Origin of the sequence: Microcoleus sp. D2_18a_B4, assembly GCF_036702475.1 — a bacterium.
Lineage (GTDB): Bacteria > Cyanobacteriota > Cyanobacteriia > Cyanobacteriales > Microcoleaceae > Microcoleus.
Window position 1 is genome coordinate 1 of sequence record NZ_JAUBTL010000096.1, and the last position, 20,843, is coordinate 20,843.

At 46.7% G+C, this 20,843-nt stretch carries 8 protein-coding genes and 1 pseudogene; 5 read left to right on the forward strand and 4 right to left on the reverse strand.

Going from position 1 to position 20,843, the window contains the following annotated elements:
* Positions 1 to 432 precede the first annotated feature (432 nt).
* Both QUB04_RS30955 and QUB04_RS30960 read right to left on the reverse strand, forming a co-directional pair.
* Positions 433 to 1,413 carry an SH3 domain-containing protein gene (locus QUB04_RS30955; protein ID WP_333290509.1) on the reverse strand — a complete coding sequence of 327 codons (981 nt, stop codon included), beginning with the start codon at positions 1,411 to 1,413 and terminating at the stop codon, positions 433 to 435.
* Between the two features lie 640 nt (positions 1,414 to 2,053).
* On the reverse strand, positions 2,054 to 2,215 hold the full coding sequence (locus tag QUB04_RS30960) for a hypothetical protein (RefSeq protein ID WP_333290510.1): 162 nt from the start codon (positions 2,213 to 2,215) through the stop codon (positions 2,054 to 2,056).
* Between the two features lie 523 nt (positions 2,216 to 2,738).
* Here QUB04_RS30960 and QUB04_RS30965 point away from each other — a divergent pair.
* Positions 2,739 to 3,620 (forward strand): lysophospholipid acyltransferase family protein, encoded by an 882-nt coding sequence (locus tag QUB04_RS30965; protein ID WP_333290511.1) that lies wholly within the window; start codon positions 2,739 to 2,741, stop codon positions 3,618 to 3,620.
* A 386-nt stretch (positions 3,621 to 4,006) separates the two neighbouring features.
* Here QUB04_RS30965 and QUB04_RS30970 read toward each other — a convergent pair whose 3' ends face one another.
* Together QUB04_RS30970 and QUB04_RS30975 are read right to left on the reverse strand one after the other, a co-directional pair.
* Positions 4,007 to 5,320 carry a 2-polyprenyl-6-methoxyphenol hydroxylase-like oxidoreductase gene (locus tag QUB04_RS30970; protein ID WP_333290512.1) on the reverse strand — a complete coding sequence of 438 codons (1,314 nt, stop codon included), beginning with the start codon at positions 5,318 to 5,320 and terminating at the stop codon, positions 4,007 to 4,009.
* Positions 5,317 to 6,593 (reverse strand): annotated as a pseudogene (locus QUB04_RS30975) (RNA-guided endonuclease InsQ/TnpB family protein). Before QUB04_RS30975 ends, QUB04_RS30970 begins: the two are co-directional and overlap by 4 nt.
* 594 nt (positions 6,594 to 7,187) lie before the next feature.
* Here QUB04_RS30975 and QUB04_RS30980 point away from each other — a divergent pair.
* The 4 genes from QUB04_RS30980 to QUB04_RS30995 all read left to right on the forward strand — a co-directional run bounded on the left by QUB04_RS30980 (position 7,188) and on the right by QUB04_RS30995 (position 20,783).
* A complete protein-coding gene (locus tag QUB04_RS30980) occupies positions 7,188 to 10,289 on the forward strand; it encodes an MFS transporter (RefSeq protein ID WP_333290513.1) in 3,102 nt (1,033 codons plus the stop codon).
* 981 nt (positions 10,290 to 11,270) lie between these two features.
* The gene (locus tag QUB04_RS30985) at positions 11,271 to 15,860 is read left to right on the forward strand and encodes a response regulator (RefSeq protein ID WP_333290514.1); all 4,590 of its coding nucleotides are present in this window, start codon (positions 11,271 to 11,273) and stop codon (positions 15,858 to 15,860) included.
* A 333-nt stretch (positions 15,861 to 16,193) separates the two neighbouring features.
* Positions 16,194 to 19,613: a helicase-related protein gene (locus tag QUB04_RS30990; RefSeq protein ID WP_333290515.1), complete on the forward strand. Its 3,420-nt coding sequence runs from the start codon at positions 16,194 to 16,196 to the stop codon at positions 19,611 to 19,613.
* Positions 19,614 to 19,826: 213 nt separating this feature from the next.
* On the forward strand, positions 19,827 to 20,783 hold the full coding sequence (locus QUB04_RS30995) for a DUF1156 domain-containing protein (protein ID WP_333290516.1): 957 nt from the start codon (positions 19,827 to 19,829) through the stop codon (positions 20,781 to 20,783).
* Positions 20,784 to 20,843: the final 60 nt, after the last annotated feature.

A 20,843-nucleotide genomic window follows, 5' to 3' on the forward strand; every position in this document is an offset into this window, starting at 1 on the left:
TCCCGCCCGTCCAAAAAGGACGGGCGGGACGCCCATCCCACAATAACAATTAAAATTGTAAGTTATTTAATTCGCGATCCTAAGTGGGAAATTGTCTGGATTGGCAGACAATCGAAGTGTCAACCAAATGGCGGACACCAAAATTGGGCAAGTGGCCGCTGTCAGTAGAAAGGTCGATCGGCTTTTTGCTTAAATTCTTTCACCCCGGATGCGTTGCGAGGAATGAAGCTAGGACTTTACGCAACCGAGGATGAAAAACAGAGGCCAAGAAAGATTCGCTACCGCTGGCTGCCGACAGAAATAAGTTATTCCTGCGTAAGTCCACGAAGCAATCTGGGCTCGGCGTTGTTCCCCGGCTGCGCGACAATAACTTAAAACTATTTTCGGTGTCGATCGCTCTTTTAGTCAAAAAGAGCGATCGAACTCAGAAGTTTACTTGCACATGATTAAATTTCCCGCCGAGATGAATCCGGCCACAGGGGCTGAAATCTCAACCCAATTGCGATTTTCTCCATTCTTATCTTTCACTAACTGGAAATTCGGTACAAGCGTTACTTGACCGTTAGCCGGTACACCGCCTTTAACAGCAGAAGTCTTGGAAGGCTCGGTGCGGATAGCTAGACCCCTCGGCGCTACGCGAGGTTCTACTTGGCGGCACAGACTTACGGGGCCCGTTGCAGGCGCAGGTGCAGGCGCAGGCGCAGGTGCAGGGGCAGGCGCAGGCGCAGGTGCGGGTGCGGGCGCAGGTGCGGGTGCGGGTGCGGGTGCGGGTGCTGGTGCTGGCGCGGGTGCGGGTGCGGGTGCTGGTGCTGGTGCTGGTGCGGGTGCGGGTGCTGGTGCGGGTGCGGGTGCGGGTGCGGGTGCTGGTGCTGGTGCTGGTGCCGGTGCGGGTGCGGGTGCGGGTGCTGGTGCTGGTGCCGGTGCTGGTGCCGGCGCCGGTGCCGGTGCTGGTGTCGCTGCCGGCCTTGGGGAAGGAGTTTGACTAATTGTGGTGCTGGCTGTCGTGCACGAACCTAAATTAGCCTCGTTGTTGGGATATCCGCTAGCCACATACCCTGTGACGGGAGCGGTAATTTGAATCCAGAGGCGACCGTCGGCGGCTTTAACAGAAGTAGCGCCTTGGGACAGCATTACCTGAGTATTAAGTGGTACCCCGCCAACTCTAGGGGATTTGGGGTCTGGGTTCTGGCGAACGGTCAAACCTTCTTTGGGGGTGACTTTGCGACAAAGGTTGCCAGCCTGGGCTATTTGAAAGGTGGCGCTATCTTCAAAGGAAATATTTTCCGCATCTTGACTGACAGTGGATGTTGATGGGGTGGCAACACCGATGGCATTCGCCTGCAAACTTCCGGCTACGATCGCGATCGCGCCCAGCAATGCAGCGGGCTTATTCCAGCAATTCAAGTTTTTCATCCGTTCAACTCCTCACTTAACCACAATCATTATCTTAATTGCAGGTCAATATAGCAAAAAAATCGATTTGTCTTCCACAAAAAAGCTTTATATAACTTTTTTATGACCGCAAGTCAAGTTTAATTTATATAATTTAATGTTTGGTGAGTTGAGCGAAGACACATAAAGCTGCTACGCCTATAAATGGCTCATTATGCCACAGTGGGGGAGGGAGAAGGCGAGAGTGTCCGAGTCGGGGAATGGTAGACGGGAAAAGTAAACAGTTAAGTGTTTAAATGCCGGACAGTTTACTAGGACAGCAAGTCATTTGTTGTGTTCGTTAAACCATTTAGCTGTCAGTTGTTGCAGTTGAGTAATATGGGGCTACATTTCATGTGAATTCTTGGCAGTTTCGAGAGCGAGATTGTGGTTGAGATGCTCCAATATTCAGATTGACAGGCGATGGGCGCGATCGACCCCATCGTCGTAGTGAGGTGTCACAAGCCGCATACAGTTCTTCGATCGCGCTGACATAACTCCACTGTCGATCGTACCTTACTTAAACAGGACTTACGCACTCAAGGGCGTTAAATCAAGGGTTGGAGATTGCTTCACTACTTTATATTCGGAGAGAAAATTGTAGTACGTGCGTCCACAACTATTAAAATTGTGGCAAACAGCGCAAATCGCTAGCATTGACGCGATGGCTAGCGTCAATTTGATAAAATCTTCCAAAACGGAAATTTATCGGCTTGAGGCACAGTTGTGTTTTTGTGGCTAAAGTCGCCCCGCTATCAGCGACAGTTGCTGTAGCTGTTTCCAAACGGTTTTGCCCCTGTGGAGACAAGCAGCACAAAACCTCGGAACAAAACCAGCCCGCTCAAATCAGAAACCAAATATTTGCGCCAATTCTGATTTAATTATATTGCAATACAGTTCAGTTAACACTGTTAATTCCCCGGAGATCCCCCTAAATCCCCCTTAAGAAGGGGGACTTTGAGCAACTTCTTGTCCCCCCCTTCGTAGGGGCGGTGCGACCCCTACTCCCCGTGCCCGCCCTCTTGGCTAGGGGGGATCAGTCTTATCTGAACCGTATTTAATTATATTGCTATAGCAACCGCGCTCGATGTTTATGATGTTTTCAATTGCTAAAACTAATGCGGTAGATTCCTGCGGGATGGGAGCATATTAATGATAGGAAAAATCTTTTTTTCGCAGGGCGATCGGGATTAGCGCAGGCACAAGGAGAGGACAAGCCCAACTAATCTCCTCCCTTCTTCCTTCTTTCCTAAATAACTAAAGCCTTCTCTATTCGAGAGTTAAAGCTTTCTTCCTTCTGCTATATAATGACCAAAGCGTTAAATATTTTTGCAGTGACAATAACTACTAACAAAAAAGACGGCAAATCCTCTAACTATCCCTTTGACGGTCTATCTTTAGACGATCGCAATCCCGACTTCATTGAGCTTTGGTTGCCAGTTTGGGAATGGCTGTACCGCTACTATTTTCGCGTACAAAGCGACGGCTGGCACCACGTGCCCGCGAGCGGAAAAATGCTTGTTGTCGGTTCTCACAACGGGGGACTCGCCGCTCCCGATATGTTTATGTTCCTATACGAATGGTTCCGCAGGTACGGCACGGAACGCTTGGCCTACGGATTGATGCACCCCACGGTATGGAAGGTTTCCCCAGAGATTGCTAGTATGGGGGTTGAGTGTGGTGCCCTCCAGGCACATCCGAAAATGGCGATCGCAGCTTTACGCAAAAATGCCGCAGTTCTCGTCTATCCGGGCGGCGCCCAAGATGTTTTTCGCCCCCACCATTTGCGCGATCGAATCTACTTTGCGGGACGCAAGGGATTTATCAAATTAGCATTGCGAGAAGAAGTGCCAATTGTACCGATTGTATCGCACGGTGCACACGATACTTTGATAGTTTTGGCAGATTTATACGAACAAGTTAAGCAATTGCATGAATGGGGGATGCCGTGGTTGTTGGGCATCGATCCGGTGGTATTTCCGGTGTATTTGGGGTTGCCTTGGGGATTGAGTATTGGGCCTTTGCCAAACCTGCCTTTACCCGTGCAAATTCGGACTCGCGTGTGCGAACCAATTGTATTTGAGAGGTACGGTTCGGAGGCTGCGCGCGATCGCGATTATGTTGATGCTTGTTTCGATCGAGTTACCGCCCAAATGCAAGAACAATTAGATTGTTTGGCTGGCAATTGAGAATTGCACAAGTCTATATTAGTTTAGGCTGCAGAAACCGATTTTTTTACGACAATATACCGTGAAGCGCGAGGGATAGGGGGAAAAAAACTGGTTTATTGAGTCCTGTGGGTAAGTGGTGACTACAAACATTTTTTGAAATCCATTCATTAGATTTATTTCAAAAACCGACAATTGCGGTACTAAATCTGATTTTACCCCTCTTAATTACGTGAAATACCCGAAAACCGCAGTCGCAAAAGTCATCCTTTTTATCATGCAGGTTCTAGCGGAAATCATATCAGGTTAAATCAACGCAGATGAATAGGATTTCATCTGCGTTGATCTTCCTTCATCGGCGGAAAAAAAGAGAAGAGGCAAAAATAACCTGATTCTGTATAAACTATTTATATTAATTCTGCCTTCTGCCGAACGGTGACTAATTGCCCGATCGCCTTAACCGCAATACTGGGAGAAAAAAGTACAGCCGGCGACTCAATCATGTGCACAACTTCCACAAATGCTTGACAAACTTTAGCATCTCCGACCAGCACTTTTAACACCAAATCCATGTAATCAATTGTCAGCCGCGTAGCGAGGTTTAGTTTTGCACCTTCACTTCCCCGATAGCGAGAGTCCTGACTGATGGCAAATGTCCAAGGAATTGTATGTAATTTTGCTAATTTTTGTTGAAATTGTCGAGAGAAACCTTTTAAATTGCCTTCCAGATAGCGCTGCCGCTGCTTTTGGAGGCATTCATCTAACATCTGAGCATCCAGTGCAGCAACCGTTATTCCGTGTCCGTATATCGGGTTAAAAGCGCAAACTGCATGACCGATAATTATTAAATTTTCAGGATAACGACGGAGGCGCTCGTAGTGGCGCAAACGATTTTCTGTACCTCGATAACTATAAATAGGTGTTATTGCTTCTGCGTCTTTAATCGCATGATAAATTGTCGGGGTTGGCAAAGTGCGGGCAAATTCTAGAAAACCTGCTTCGTCTGCGGGGGGATAATCGCGATCGCCCCCGTTGAGACTCACCAGCCAGCGATTGCCTTCGATCGGAAAAATTGCACCGCCACGGGTGCGAAATGGCGGCCCTAGTGACACAAATACTGGCGCTGTGTCTGACAATTTACCGCTGCATTTATAGATGCGGCTGGCATAGCCGACAAAAGCATTGATAACGGTTTCTTGCGGAGGTTCATAGCCCAAACTTTTCAACCATTTAGGTGTTTTGGAAACTTTGCCACTAGCATCGACTACCAAATCTGCATACAAATTCTCTGCATGGATGTTACCAGGGTTGTGGCGATCGCGAAAACGCACCGACACGCCAGCAACTTCCGCGCGCGAGGCATCCGCCAGCAACCCCACTACTGTGCCTCCTTCGAGGAAATGCACGTTCGTATTTTCACTCAAGCGGCGCCGAATTTGCCAATCAAGTAAATCCCGACTGAAGATAATTAAATCATTTAGATCCGGGCTAGATTGCGGGGCCCAACCCGCCGGACTAAACCAGGCGATAGACCTCGGATCTAAACTAGGAGCACCAGCCGCTACCAGTTCGTTTTCCAAGCCGGGAAAAAACTCTTCTAGGATGATTCTCCCGCCATTTAAAAGGATGTGAAGATGACGAGATTGAGGAATACCGGGGCGAGGGGCGGGTTTTTCTGGGAAAAAATCTCGTTCAACAATAGCTGGCAAAAGTATAGTCATTTATTGCACATGACATGGGAGGCGTCAAGTCCCTCCCCCTTCACTTTCACTTTGAGCGGATTAACCCGCCTCGGCTGAACTACGCAGCTCCCTATCAAGAAAGCTAAACGCATTTGGGATTGCTTTTCTGAGAATGTTGTACGAAGCATTCACATCAGAATTAATTAACTGACCTGTCGATGTTTTGTACAAACCTCGCTTCATCCGTTTACCAGTGAACACAGGCTCTTTTTCTGTTTTTCCATAAACAGGAATTGGGTCTAAACCTAAAAAACTGGAGCGGGATGTGTAGGATTCTTCCTGCACAATTACTGTGATTCCCACCAACCGAGATTTGTATTCTAATTTCTCAATTAATCGAGAGTGAGGAATGCTGACAAAGTTTTGGTTGGTTTGTTTACCGAGATTGATATCGGTTTTCCACTGTGCATTTTTGCCGATTACCAGCGTTCCAATTTGGCTCACTACCAAATGGTCAACAATCACACGACTAGCATGATGCAAATAATTATCAACTTTCTGGTTGCGACAGCGAGTTAAGCGCGCTCATCCGGGGTGAAGTTTTGCGATTCCCTTTCAATTGGGATTGTAATCGGGATTTGCGTTTGTTGTAGAACTGGTTAATCGATTTCAATGGTCGCCCGTTAATCAACAAAGGGATAAATCCCGGTTGATTTGAAGTTAACGCCACTAAATTATCCAGTCCTAAATCAATACTAGCTACAGAGTTGGCATTGCTGATGGTGGACTCCGGTTCATCATAAATCACCTCAATTACATAGGAATCACATTTCGGAACCAGTCTAACTTGACAAATCTGGTTGGGATTGAGTTGGGTTTTAATTGAAAGCTCAGTGCCGGAAAATTTGATAATTCCTTCCTTTAACTGTTTGCTACTAATTGCTTGAATCGTGTAAACGAGAAGGTTTCGCCCTTTGACTTTATCTTTGTACTTTGGCAATTTTGGGCGACCAGTGAATTTTGAACCATCAACTTTGTAAGCTTTAACGGCTTCAAAAAACGATTTCCAATTCTTGTCTAAAACCATTAAGATTTGCTGACTTACTTTAGCAGGCAAAGTCTTGTAGGCTTCATGAAATTTCATCAATCGGTTCATTTCGTTGTAATTGACATAGCCCCATCCATAAATAAAGTTCTGACGAATGACGTAATTGGCGGCATTGTAGAGGTTTTTTGATTTAAAGGCTAGTTCGTCAATTTGGGCGAAACGATGTTCCGTGGATTTAATGATGTGCCTCTCTGTTAACTGCATTTGAGATTTCCGTTCTTCAGGCTGTGCGTATTCCTTATTCAACACTCACAACATAATACCATTATTGTTTATAATTGCTTATAAACTCAATGAAGTTTTACAATACTTACTCGGTTGAAGTGTTTTGCTAATACTCTAGAGACCAACAGTCCTGCTAAACTGCCGCCAATAATAATTGCATGACTTTCTCGCTGCACTATCGAATCCCTTCAAAGCTAATTTGCTATGGCATTGGTTGATGAATTGTGAACAATTTGTCTGGGCTTGTGTGCCGACTCTTAATATCGATCGACCCAAGATTTTCCTCTGCGATTATTTTAATCCGACTTACCATTACTACCATCTATCTCGGCTACGCCGCCGCGCACCTTACTCATAACTGAGAGCTAACAACTTCACAACTGCCAATTTACATACCACAACTATTCCTAAAGTAACAGCCGGCTGCAGACATATTTCTACACTTCCAACTGTAGGGGGATGCTTTAGCTCGACAATAAGGCGATGCTTGCCATTGGGGGCATGAGTCTAAAACTATACATTGGTTAACTTGCGCCAATGAGCGCGCACCCACTCCTTAACGAGGAATATACTATGTATCAAAATTTGCCAATAAATCCACAACTGTATAACATCGGGTTCTGGCTGGCTCAAGTGCCAGTAGAGCAGACTACTACAACAAACAGAGTAGAAGACGCAGCACTCCTTTATTCCGGGCCGCAATTTTTTATCGCCTTGATAGCTGGAGTGGTACTCGCCTGCGCTTTCCAACTCTTGCTAACAAATTTATCAGTAGCTGCAGGCCTTTCGTACATGGGACAATCCCACGACGACGACCACCACTCGGATAGCGGCAGTTCCCCTGTCCGCCACATCGGCAGAAAAGTAGGCACTTGGACGCTAATCACCGTCACCATCGCCCTATTCTTTGCTTGCTTGCTTGCAGTTAAGCTCAGCTTGATTAGCAGTCCCGGTTTAGGTGCGATCGTCGGTTTAGTCGTTTGGGCAACCTATTTCTCAATGCTTGTTTGGGTGAGTTCCACCACCGTCGGTTCCTTGATCGGTTCCGTCGTCAACAGCGCCACAGCAGGCTTTCAAGCCATTGTCGGCACCGCAGCCTCGGCCATCGGCGCAAAAGCAGCCAGCAACCAAGTAGTCGCCACCGCCAAAGCAGCAGCAGCAGCAGTGGGCCATGAACTCGGTAGCGCGATCGACCCCACAAGCTTGCGCGAAAACGTCGAAGACTACATCCAAAGCCTCAAACCGCCGGAATTAGACATCAAAGGGATGCGTAGCGAGTTTGAAAAATTGCTCAACGATCCGCAACTAAAAACCATTGCAGCCGAAAATTTGCCGAATCTCGATCGGCAAACTCTCGTAGATTTAGTAAGTTCGCGATCGGACTTATCAAAACGCGACGTAAACCGCATTGTAGACCAACTCCAAGATGCTTGGAAACAAGTAGGAAAACAAGGGCAGCCATCAGACGGTATCGCGCAATTAGTAGACTATCTCAAATCGGCCAAATCGGGAGATTTGGTCTCAGATAAATTGGCAAGTAGGGTAGAAAAAGCCCTCAGCAGTCTGGGCGGTCAAAATTCTGGACAAAGCCCGAACATGATGTCCCAAGCAACCACAATGGCAGTCAATGCTTTAATGGGAATAGTATTGGGTCGCACGGATATTTCTGACTTGGATCTTGAAAAAGTAGTCGGTCAGCTCAAAGAAGCTAAAGACAAAGTTACCCAGCAAACTGATAAAATTACCGCTCAAGTCAAAGGCGAACCCGTAACTTACAGCCCTATTCGTGCCGACGTAGAAAACTACCTACTCAACACTTATTCGTGGCAGATGAACCCCCAAGCCATCGAGCGCGAATTTCGGGACGTGCTCTACGATCCTACGGCAGATCCAGGAACAGTGCGCCGCGAATTAGAAAAACTAAAACAGTCTAATTTTGCCGAAATCCTAGCCAGTAGAGGTGTTTTTACCCAAGACAAAATTAAACAAATTTCCCAGGAATTAGAAGCAATTAGACAGCGCGTTTTACAAACCGTAATCTTTGCCGAGGAGCAAGAAAAAGCCCGCGATTTGCAGTGGCGGCTAGAAACTTATTTGAAGCTGACGCCGAAAGAAGAACTGACAGCAGCAGGTATCGGGAGGGATTTCAAAAAAATCTTAGAGGATTCCGACGCTAGTTACGAACAGTTGCGCGATCGGCTTTCTCCTTACACGCGCGACAGTTTTGTGCAAATTCTCCGAGGTCGCGAAAACTTCGGATTCCAGGAAGTAGAACAGATTGTTCAAGAGTTAGAAAGGACGCGAGATGTAGTTTTAGCAGATGCTAAAGGTCTGCAAGAAGCAGCGCAAGTCCGGCTAGATAACCAGTGGCAAAGAGTACAAGAATACTTGAAGTCTACGGGCAAAGAAGAACTCAATCCCGAAGGCATCAAGCGCGATTTGAAAACGCTGCTGGATAACCCGGAAGCGGGAATGTGGGCCCTGAGAGCTAGAGCTTCTAAGTTCGATCGCCAAACTTTGGTAAAATTGCTATCTCAGCGGAAAGACCTCAGCGAAGACCAAGTAAATCAGCTTCTCGACAGCGCCGAAGAAAACTGGCACGGCGCGGTGCATACGCCGCAAAAGTTAGCCGAAAAAGCTAAGGATCAGTACGACCAAACCACAACCGCCCTTGCAGATTACCTTCGCAATACTGGCAAATCAGAACTCAATCCAGAAGGGATTAAGCGGGATTTGACAAAACTGCTGGAAAATCCCAAAGAAGGAGCTTTAGCGCTGCGTGGCCGCCTGTCTCAAGTCGATCGCGATACTTTGGTAAAACTGCTTTCTCAGAGACAAGATTTGAGCGAGGAACAAGTCAATCAAGTTATCGACCAAGTGCAGGAAACCCTTGGCTCGATTGTGAAAGCGCCGCGCCGTTTGGCAAAACGGGTGCAAAGCCAAGTACAGGATTTTCAGAGTGTTTTAGAAGATTATTTGCGTAATACGGGCAAGGATGAATTAAATCCCGAAGCCATCAAGCGCGACTTGCAACTGCTGCTGCATGACCCGAAAGTCGGCGCTTACAGTTTGGGCGAGCGCTTGTCACACATCGATCGAGCTACAGTTGTTTCTCTGCTGTCTCAGCGGCCGGATATTTCTGAAGCAGAAGCCAATCGCATTGTCGATGGAATTTTGTCGGTGCGCGATGAGTTCGCACTGCAAATTCAGAAAATACAGGAGGGTATTCAGTCGGTAATTGACGGGATTCTCGGAAAAATTCGGGATTACCTCAATTCGCTCGATCGCCCTGAACTCAACTACGAAGGCATTACGCGGGATGTGCGGAAGTTATTTGACGATCCGCAAGCCGGATTTGATGCTTTGCGCGATCGGCTGGGTCATTTCAACCGCGATACTTTAGTAGCATTAATGAGTTCTCGCGAGGACATTTCCGAAGCAGATGCCAACCGCTTGATTGACCAAATTGAAAGAAGCCGCAACAGCGTCTTGCAAAGAGCAGAACGCTTGCAGCAAGAGGCACAGCTTCGCCTCGAAAGCATCAAACTGCAAGCCGAAAAACAAGCCGAAGAAACCCGGAAAGCGGCAGAAGTTGCCTCTTGGTGGCTGTTTTTCACCGCTCTTTCCTCGGCCGCTGCTGCTGCTGGCGCCGGTGCTTTAGCCGTTATCCGATAAAAAAGACTCAAGTTGCGATCGGATTGCAGATAGTGCCTGATATGAGTTTCTACTGATATCAGGCACTAATGTTAGTAAAGGATGCGATCGGGGAGTGGGAACGGGTTTGTATTAATTTGTTGTTAAGCTGTTGTGCATCTAAATCGTGTTTTTTGTGGGGGCTTTCTGGCCCAACCCCTACTCCCCACAAGAACTTTATCAAATTTTAGTTCACAGTTTAAATGTGCAACAGCTTACTGTTGAATAATGTTATGGGTAAACCCGCTCCTATCGTTTTTTTGAAGAGGGTAAAAACTGTGAATTTATACATCTTAATTAGCAGTTTTGATTCATTCAAAATAGAGCGGTGAAAATCTTAATTTGGGGATTTCCTGATTTTCTATTTTATTGGCAGATGTAAACGAAAAGTCTGCGGATATTAATTACCTCTGCTAGAGCAATTTTTTTTCAGTTATGAACGTGCTTCAGGCTTCGACGCTGGATTGGCTTTTCGGTTCATTCCACAACTCCTGCAAGGATTGCTAGAGAACGACAAAAGTCAAAAAAGCTGCTGGAATGAGAACATTTTTGCGCGCAAAACTCGACGCGCCAGTCCGCTCTCTCCTCAATACTTTTTAGGTACAATATATAGTTAGGGTTCTCAACCCAGCACGCCTGTTCTCCCAACCGCCCGCCGCCCTGGCTGCGTCAGTATCAAACGCGAACTGTTTTAAGTTCGATCGGCGGTTTATTTTGAAGAGGCCGATCGTCAGGTTATAACTTGTATGTCATAGGTTGTGCATAATAGGGAACTAAAGCTGTGAAAATACTACACTGACTGTGGGGGGCAACATACCGGATGCCTTGGAAATACCAAGGGCTTTGCCAAGCCAGCCCAGAACAGTCCAAACACGCAGGCCCTGCGCGAGCCAATGCTAAACAACTTACGTCTCAAACCTCTCCTGGCTAGTTGCCTAGTAGCACCGTGAGGAGGGCGACGCCATGCAACTCCGAAAAAAAACACTATTAATCATCGGTGCAGCGCTGATCAGCCTGATTGTGGTTCTGTATGCCACTGCATCAACTATTTTGCTGCATGATTTTCACAACCTGGAGGCACAGTACGTCCGCCAGGATGTCGCACGGGCTTTGGACGCATTAGATGATGACTTGTCGAATTTAGACACCAGCGCCCAAGATTACGCCGAGTGGGACGATACTTACTCTTTCGTCGAAACACGGAACGAAAATTTTGTCAAGTCAAATTTCGTCGATTCGACATTTATTTACTTAAGACTAAACTTATTGGTGCTGCTTGACTCGAAGGGTAAGACGATCTTCAGCAAAGGTTTCGACCTTAAATCCCAAACCGAAATCCCGATTCCCGAAAGCTTAAAACAGCACTTGACCGAGGCGCTACTAGACTCATCGACAGTCGCTGGCGATCGCCCCGTAGGCAAAACAGGCGTCCTCACCCTGCCAGAAGCCAGGCTGCTGATTGCCTCCAAGCCCATCTTCAACAGCAACGCCCAAGGCCCGTCGCGGGGAACGCTGATCTTGGGACGCTACCTCGACAGCACCGAAATCGGTTTGCTTTCAGAACTGACTCACCTGTCAGTGGATTTTAGATTGCCGAGTTTAGATTTTAAAGTGGGAGCCGCGAACTACTCCGGGCACAGCGCCAAGGCGATGGCTCGATCGAGGCAGGAGTTGGAAAATGTCAAACTCAAAATTTCCAACCTCAAATCAGCAGAAATTTTAGTCGAGCCACTCAGCGACACCTTAGTCGCAGGATACGCCCTGATTCGCGACATCCACGGCAACCTAGCGTTGCTGCTGCGAGTAGAGACAGATCGCATCATCTACGGCCAAGGTCAGGCCACCTTGGAGCTGTTTACCTTATCAATACTGGCAGTAGGTTTAATATTTAGCGCCATCACCCTGCTGTTGCTAGAAAAATTAGTCTTGGCGAGATTGGCTGCCTTGAGCACCAGCGTCAGCAACATCGCAGCCAACGGCGACCCCAGCTTGAGAGTTCCTATGGCAGGAGAAGATGAACTCGCAAGCTTGGCCGACGCCATCAACCGAATGCTAGAAGCATTAGGCAATTCTCAAGTCGAACGTAATGAAAGCGAAGACCGCTATCGGTTGATGGCCGAAAATTCAACCGACATGATCACCAGACACGACCCCAAAGGCGTGTTTGTTTACGTCTCCCCCGCCAGCCGCGCTTTGCTGGGATACGAACCTTCGGAACTCATCGGCCGCGTCCCCAAGGATTATTTTCACCCCGACGATTTAGAAACCATTGCCAAAGCTCACTGGAAAGTCCTGGCACTCCCAGTTACTTACACCGTCAGCTACCGCATCCGCCGCAAAGACGGCAAATACATTTGGTTTGAAACCACCGGCCGCACGATCAGCGATCCCCAAACCGGCGAAGTCCAAGAAATTATCGGCATTTCCCGCGACATCAGCGTGCGGAAGCAAACAGAACAAGAACTGCGAGAAAGCGAAGCTGCAATCAAAGCTTTGTACCAAGTGACTTCGGCTCCCCGTACAGACCCGCTCAACCACCTCTCTACCTTTGATTTGCGCCTCCAAGAACTGCTGGCAATGGGATGTCGGCATTTAGGCCTGTCCGTGGGAATTTTGTCCTGCATTCAAGGCGACAACTATCAAATAATCGCTGTTGAGTGTCCCGACGGGTCGATCGTCAAAGACCAAATCTACGATCTGGAAAAAACTTTCTGCGTCGCTACGTCAATGGCAAAAGAACCGATTTACTTTGAGTCGGTGCGATTTTCGGGTTTTTCCTTCAACACGCACGATCGAGCCTTCCCCATCGAAGCTTACATGGGCATTCCCGTCACGGTGGGAGGCAAAGTTTACGGCACTCTGTGCTTCTTTTCTCCGAATCCTGTGACAGAACCGTTTCGAGCTGTAGACAGAGAGTTGATGAAACTGATGGCTCAGTGGGTGGGAAGCGAACTCGAACGCCAGCAAACAGACGTAGATTTGGCAAAAGCTCGCGATCAAGCACTGGCGGCTACTAGAGCCAAAAGCGAATTTTTAGCCACCATGAGCCACGAAATTCGCACTCCGATGAATGGAGTCATCGGCATGACCGGTTTGCTGCTGGATACCCCCTTAACTCGCGAACAGCGCGATTTTGTAGAAACTATCCGCAGCAGCGGCGATGCCTTGCTGACGCTGATCAACGATATTCTAGATTTCTCGAAAATAGAGTCGGGCAAATTGGACTTGGAGGAACATCCGTTTGACCTCCGCACTTGCATTGAGGAATCTCTAGACTTGGTAGCTGCTAAGGCGGCAGAAAAAAAACTGGAAGTGGGTTACTTGATCGATCGTACAGTACCGGTAACGGCGATCGGCGATAGCACCCGCTTGAGGCAAATTTTAATCAACTTGCTCAGTAATGCTGTTAAATTTACCGACGCTGGAGAAGTGGTGGTTTCGGTGACTGCCAAAAAGATTTCAGTGCCGGCGGCTAAGGCTAAAGAACCGCCATTAATTGCTGGCGAACCGATAGCAATTAATCCAGCATACGAAATACATTTTGCGGTCAAAGATACCGGTATCGGCATTCCGAGCGATCGCATGGATCGGCTATTTAAATCTTTCAGCCAGGTTGATTCTTCAACGAGCCGGCAGTACGGCGGTACCGGATTGGGTTTGGCAATTAGCAAGCGTTTGGCCGAAATGATGGGCGGCCGGATGTGGGTGGAAAGTATGGGTAGTGTGGCGGGCAATCCTCCGGCCCATTTTAGATCGTCGGCAGTTATTGATTTGGGATGGGCAGAATCTTGCGAAATTGCCGAAAAATATGGCTATGCCAAATCTGTACTCAGCAACCAGCCGATCGCCCAAAATACGAAATCCGTTGGCTCTACTTTTTATTTTAGTACGATCGTTTCTGGCTGCAAGAATTCCTTACCACTTAACTTGAGCAATTCTCAACCTGAATTAGCTGGCAAGCGAGTCTTAATTGTCGATGACAATGCTACCAACCGCAGAATTTTGACTCTCCAAGCTCAGTCTTGGGGAATGGTGGCTAGGGCTTCAGCTTCGGCTAGTTTGGCTTTAGATTGGCTGGCTGCTAAAGAGATGTTTGACTTGGCAGTTTTGGATATGCAAATGCCGGAAATGGACGGGTTAGCTTTAGCGGCGCAAATTCGCCGCTATCCTGATTGCGAAAAGTTGCCGTTAGTGATGCTAACTTCGATCGGCAGGCAAGAAATTAACCCCCCTTCTATGGAGATGGATTTTGCTGCTTTTTTGAACAAACCCATCAAACAATCTCAGCTTTACAATGTTTTAATCAATATTTTTGGAGAACAGACAACTGAATTTAAAGGGCAGCGCACTACCGGGTCTTTCTTGCAAACCATACCCGTGCTGGCAGAGGACTTACCCCTGCGGATTCTGTTGGCTGACGATCATTTGGTGAATCAGAAGGTGGCTTTGCAAATTTTACAGCGGATGGGGTATCGCGCGGATGTGGCGGGAAACGGTATCGAAGTGCTCGAAGCTTTGCGCCGCCAGCCTTATGATGTGGTGCTGATGGATGTGCAAATGCCGGAAATGGACGGACTGGAAACTACCCGCCGCATCCGGGAGCAATTTTCAGCAGATTTAACTTTAGAAAATCCCACGGGAGAATCAGAAGTTTCCGAAACTGATGAGGAATCTAACAATCGAAAATCGAAAATCGAAAATCAAAAATCGACTGAGGAATCTAACAATCGAAAATCGAAAATCGAAAATCAAAAATCGACTGAGGAATCTAACAATCGAAAATCGAAAATCGAAAATCGAAAATCGACTGACGAGGAATCTAACAATCGAAAATCGAAAATCGAAAATCGAAAATCGACGAGGCCTTGGATTGTGGCGATGACGGCAAATGCGATGCAGGGCGATCGCGAAGAGTGTATGGCTGCGGGGATGGACGACTATTTGAGTAAGCCGATCGCAATTGATCAGTTGGTGCGAGCTTTGATCGCGTGTAAATCTCGATCGAACTCCGCATTCGATCGTTTGCAGCCGATTGTATGTTTGGATGCCCCGGCGGAACACATCGAAGAAACGAGTGAATTAGAAGTCCGATCGAATGTGGCTGTTGCGGGAAATCCACAACAGACAATTCCCAATTCGCCCGCAGTCGTCGAGTGGGGTGCATCAAATCTCGATCGGGCTTTGTCAGAGGGGCACGATTCCCTGAGTGCCAAGATTATAGAGGGACTGCGAGAAGTGGAAGCTTTGGACGAGGCGATCGAGATTTACCTCGAAACAGCTCCCGAACTGCTGCGAGGCATCTCTATGGCTCTGTGCAACGCCGATCCGCTGGCTTTGCGGCGATCGGCTCACTCTTTAAAGTCGATTAGCGGTACTCTCGGTGCTTTTCGCTTGTTTGAACTGTGCGAGGAACTCGAAATCATGGGCCGCATCGGCACAAATGCTAACCAGTCTTTACCCGATCCGGCCTGCGCGCTTTTAGAAGAGGTTGAAGCGGAATATCAAAGAGTCGAAGCGGCGTTAAAAATAGAGAGGCAGTCTGTTGATTGTTAGCCGTTAGATCCTGTCCAATTGCATTTAAATCTCAGTGTCATAGCGAGGAACCAAGCAATCTCATTCTTTTCGATTGCTTCATTCCTCTCTTTTTACACTTATGATTAGTTGTAAAACTAATTGAGACGCGCTATAGCGGTTCTCAAAAAAGTGAGGTATGCCCTATGCCCAATGCCCTATGCCCAATGCCCAATGCCCAATGCCCAATGCCCAATGCCCTATGCCCTATGCCCTATGCCCTATGAGCACCTCATGTTACTGAGAAAGGCTATATCTGCAACTTTTAATAATTGGTATAAAATCTCAAGTCTCAAATCTCAAATCCTATAACCTATGCTAGACCAACTCATCGGCAAACGCATTTCCATCCCCGAACAGTTCACCGGAACAGTCACCGTCGAAAGAGTCACCGCCATCGATGATACCGTGCTGTTACAAGTTCGCACCAGTGCCGGCGAATTGGGCGATGCCATGCTGAGTGCCGCAGAAGTCACAGAAATTTTAGCGAACCAACAACCCACCATCACCACACCCGTTGACAGCAATTCCTTCTTCCTATTTATCGAATCAGCCCGCATCAAAACCGCCTTCGCCTACGACCCCCACTTCGCAGTTAGTCTCAGCGGTGTGCGTCCCCTTCCCCATCAACTAGAAGCCGTCTACGAACGCATATTACCTCAAGTTCGCCTGCGATTCCTATTAGCAGATGACCCAGGGGCAGGCAAAACTATTATGGCGGGACTCTTACTCAAAGAACTCAAATTACGGGGCATTATCGAGCGCATTTTAATCTTAGCACCAGCCCCTTTAACAATTCAATGGCAAGATGAACTCCGCAGCAAATTTTCCGAAACTTTTGAAGTCATTAACTCAGTATTAGTAAAAGGTCAATTAGCAGGAAATCCGTGGGATAGGTTTCGTCAATGTATCGCCTCTATTGATTTTGCCAAACGCGATGACATCCTCCCCAGTATTTTACAAGTTGATTGGGATTTAGTGATTATTGACGAAGCACACAAATGTTCAGCTCGCACTCAGGGGGAAGATTTGCGACGCACTGGTCGGTATAAACTGGCTGAAGAATTATCAAAAATTAGCGATCGCCTGCTTCTCCTCACCGCTACTCCCCACCAAGGCGATGTCGATCAGTTTCACAACTTTCTGCGATTGCTAGATGCTGACCAATTTATTTCAAATCAACTCAACCCAGAAATTTTAAAGCTGAACAATTGCCCTTGGTTCCTGCGCCGAATCAAAGAAGAATTGAGAGACTTTGAAGGACACAAGCTTTTCAAAGAACGCTTTCCGATTACCGTCTCCTTTGACTTGTCGCCTGCTGAAAAAGATTTATATGACCGAGTTACTAAATATATTAACAAATATTTGGGCAAAACCAAAGGTCGCAAGCAAGCTGCCGTTGCTTTGGCGCGGACTGTTTTGCAGCGCCGATTGGCTAGCAGTTTAAATGCAATTTTTAGTTCACTCAAAAGACGACAACGCAGGTTTGCTGAGTTATTAGAAGAACTCAGTCAACTTTCTCCCGAAGCACAGCACCAGCGATTGCTAACATTAGGCAAAATTCCTGACTCTGAACAGGAAAGTGAGGATTGCGAAGAGGATCAATTAGAGGAATTAGCCATCGAGTCAACAGTATCTGAACAGTTAGACCAACTGCGGGAAGAATTGCAGGAATTGGGTAAATTAGTTAAACTAGCTCAAAAAACCATTGACATCGGCACAGAAGCTAAACTCAATAAACTCAAAGAGTGCGTAAAAAGAGCAGAATTTGAAGAATTAAAAGACGGACGCGGTAAGCTGCTGATTTTCACAGAACACCGAGATACTTTAGAGTATCTTAAACAGAATCTCACACAGTGGGGTTACAGCACTTGTGAAATTCACGGTGGGATGAATGTGTTGGCCAGAAAAGCCGCCCAGAAAGATTTTCAATTTAACAAGCAGATTTGTTTGGCAACAGAAGCGGCCGGGGAAGGGATAAATTTACAGTTTTGTCGCTTGATGATTAATTACGATTTACCCTGGAATCCTAACCGTTTAGAGCAGCGCATGGGGCGAATTCACCGCATTGGCCAAAGCCAAAATGTTTATATTTTTAACTTTGTTGCCATCAATACTGTTGAAGGTCGCGTTTTAGATAAGTTGCTAAGTAAACTCGAAGAAATTCGCAAAGCAATGGGCGATCGCGTTTTTGATGTCATTGGTCAATTGCTGCAATTAAATGATATGAGATTTGAAGATTTTTTGCGAGAAGCTACTTATAGCAAAGTTTCCGAAGATGAAGTTTTAGAACAATTAGAACGGCTTGACCCCAAACGCCTAGAAGAATTAGAAAAAGCAACGGGTGTCGCCTTGGCTACTTCTCACGTCGATCTATCTCAAATTCGACACACCAAAACTCAAGATTATGTCTCGGAAGAACAGCGGTTAATGCCGCGTTATGTGGAAGAATTCTTTAAGCGAATTTGTGATTTCTTGCGGATTAATTTAGAAGTGCGGGCTGATGGTTTGTGGCGGGTAAGTTATGTGAAAGAGGAATTTCGCTCAAATCATTTAGAAGCAGTGCGGCGGTTGGGTACACCGGAGAAAAGTTATCCCAAACTCACGTTTTATAAAGAACAATTAGCAGCCGCGTCTCATCAAGATGCCGATTTACTTTCACCAGGACATCCTTTATTTGCGGCAATTGCTGAACGCTTAGACCTTCAATTAAATGAGGAAATAGCTCATCATTGTGCTGTTTTTGTCGATGCTGATGCTCAAGAATCTTATCGGGTTCACTTTTTTAATGTTCAGGTTGAAGGGCAAGGCAAAAAGGGAGAGAATCGAGTTCTTAGAGCTAAATTGTGTGCGGTTGTTGAAAAGGCTTCAGGGGAATTATCCCTAGCTTCGCCCGATTGTTTGCATGATTTAGCACCCCATCCTGTACCAATTCCTGATTGCCAATTTCCCACACCCCAACAACAGCAAAAAGCCGAAAACTGGTTGAAAGTCAAGGTACAATTAGGGTTAATGAATGAGGAACGATTGCGCTGTAGTAAAGAATTACAAATTCGCCAAGATTACTTAGAACAAGCGATGGAAAATACTATTAGAGAATCCCAATCTACTCAGATGAAATTGGCGGCAAAAGTGGCGGCGGGAGATGAAACTTATCGGGTGGCGAGAGATGCGGCTCAAAATAAGGTGCGGGATTTGCAAGAACGTTATAAAAATAAGCAGGGAGAATTGGATTATCTCAAAATAGTACGATCGGGCAGAGTGGCTTATTTGGGAACCGCTTTGGTGTATCCTGTACCTGTAGAGGTCTCTAGTCCGGGGATGCGGAACGACCCAGAAGTCGAAGCATTTGCCATGCAGTACGTGATTGACTACGAAAAACAGCGGGGATGGGAACCGGAAGATATTAGTAAAAATCACGATGGTAGTGGGTTTGATATTCGCAGTTTAGGGCCTACAAATCCAGAAACGGGAATTGCCGAGGTGCGTCGAATTGAGGTGAAGGGAAGGGCTAATTTGTATCAAGAAGTGGCCTTAACGGTAAATGAGTGGCGCAAAGCACAACAGTTAAAAGATTCTTATTGGTTGTATGTTGTTTGGGGTTGCGAGATTGAAAACCCGCAGTTATTAATTATTCAAAATCCTGCTAATAATTTAGCGACGGATGCTAAAGAAATTAAGCAAGTTACTCGGTATATTATTTCTGCTGAAGCGTTGCAGAAAAATAGTGTATAATATGAGGTGGCTTTGTATAGCAACCGCCAAGGCGATTAGTGCAGTAGGGGCGGGTTCGCCCGAATCTGTGACACTCATCGACAAATGATAAAAACCCGCCCCCACCCCACGACTATATTCAAAATCGTCCTAACCATCCGGGCGATTGCTATACCTGACAATGACAGATAGTTTCGTCATTCTTACACGACAAACAAAAAAGACTAACCCACCATGACAAATGACCGCCGCTTAATTGAAGACTTTATCCCTATCAAAGAAATCTCGGTAGAAGCTGCACGGGAGAAGTCGATTCGCAAAGGTCACATTTCCACCCTACATTTATGGTGGGCGAGACGGCCTTTAGTCGCAGCAAGAGCGGCGGTTTTTGCATCCCTAATAGCGGCACCAGAAACACCACAGAAGCGCACAGCATTGAAACAAGCAATGATTGATTTGTGTAAATGGGAAGCTGGACAACCTACTATTGATAAAGCGAGAAAGCAAATCCTAGAAGCGCAAAAACTTCGCCTGAACTTACCGCCAGAAACACCATTAAATCAAGTGCCGCCACCAAAGGTTTTAGATATGTTTTCTGGCGGCGGGGCTATTCCGTTAGAAGCGTTGCGTTTGGGGTGCGAAACCTACGCAGTTGAACTCAATCCGGTGGCTCATATTATTGAGCTTTGTACGCTAGTTTATCCCCAAAAGTACGGCAGAAAATTAGCCGATGAGGTGGAAAAATGGGGCAATTGGGTGATTGAAAAAGTCCGAGGAGAAATTGGTGACTTATACCCTGATATTAAGGTGGGGGAAGTTGTGCCGCAGGAATCTGAGCAATTAGAGTTATTTGCACCAAAAGTTAAGCAGTTAACTCTCGCACAAAATATTACTCCTGTTGCATATTTATGGACGCGAACGGTTAAATGTCCTAACCCTGGTTGTGGCGCTGATGTTCCTTTGGTGCGGCAAACATGGCTTTGCCAGAAGTCTAAAAAGTATGTTGCACTTAAGGTGATTCCTAATCACGACACAAAGCGGGTTGAGTTGGAAGTTATCGAGTCGGCGACGGAAAAAGGGTTAGGTTTTGACCCGGCGGCAGGTAGTTCGCGGGGTACTTCAACTTGTCGTCATTGTGGGACAACATCTAAGACAGATTATATTAAAGAACAGGGAGTGCGATTCGTTTAACCCAAATGGGTAGCAATACTCAGGGAAGGTTAGCCTAACCAACTGGTTAGTATAACTGAA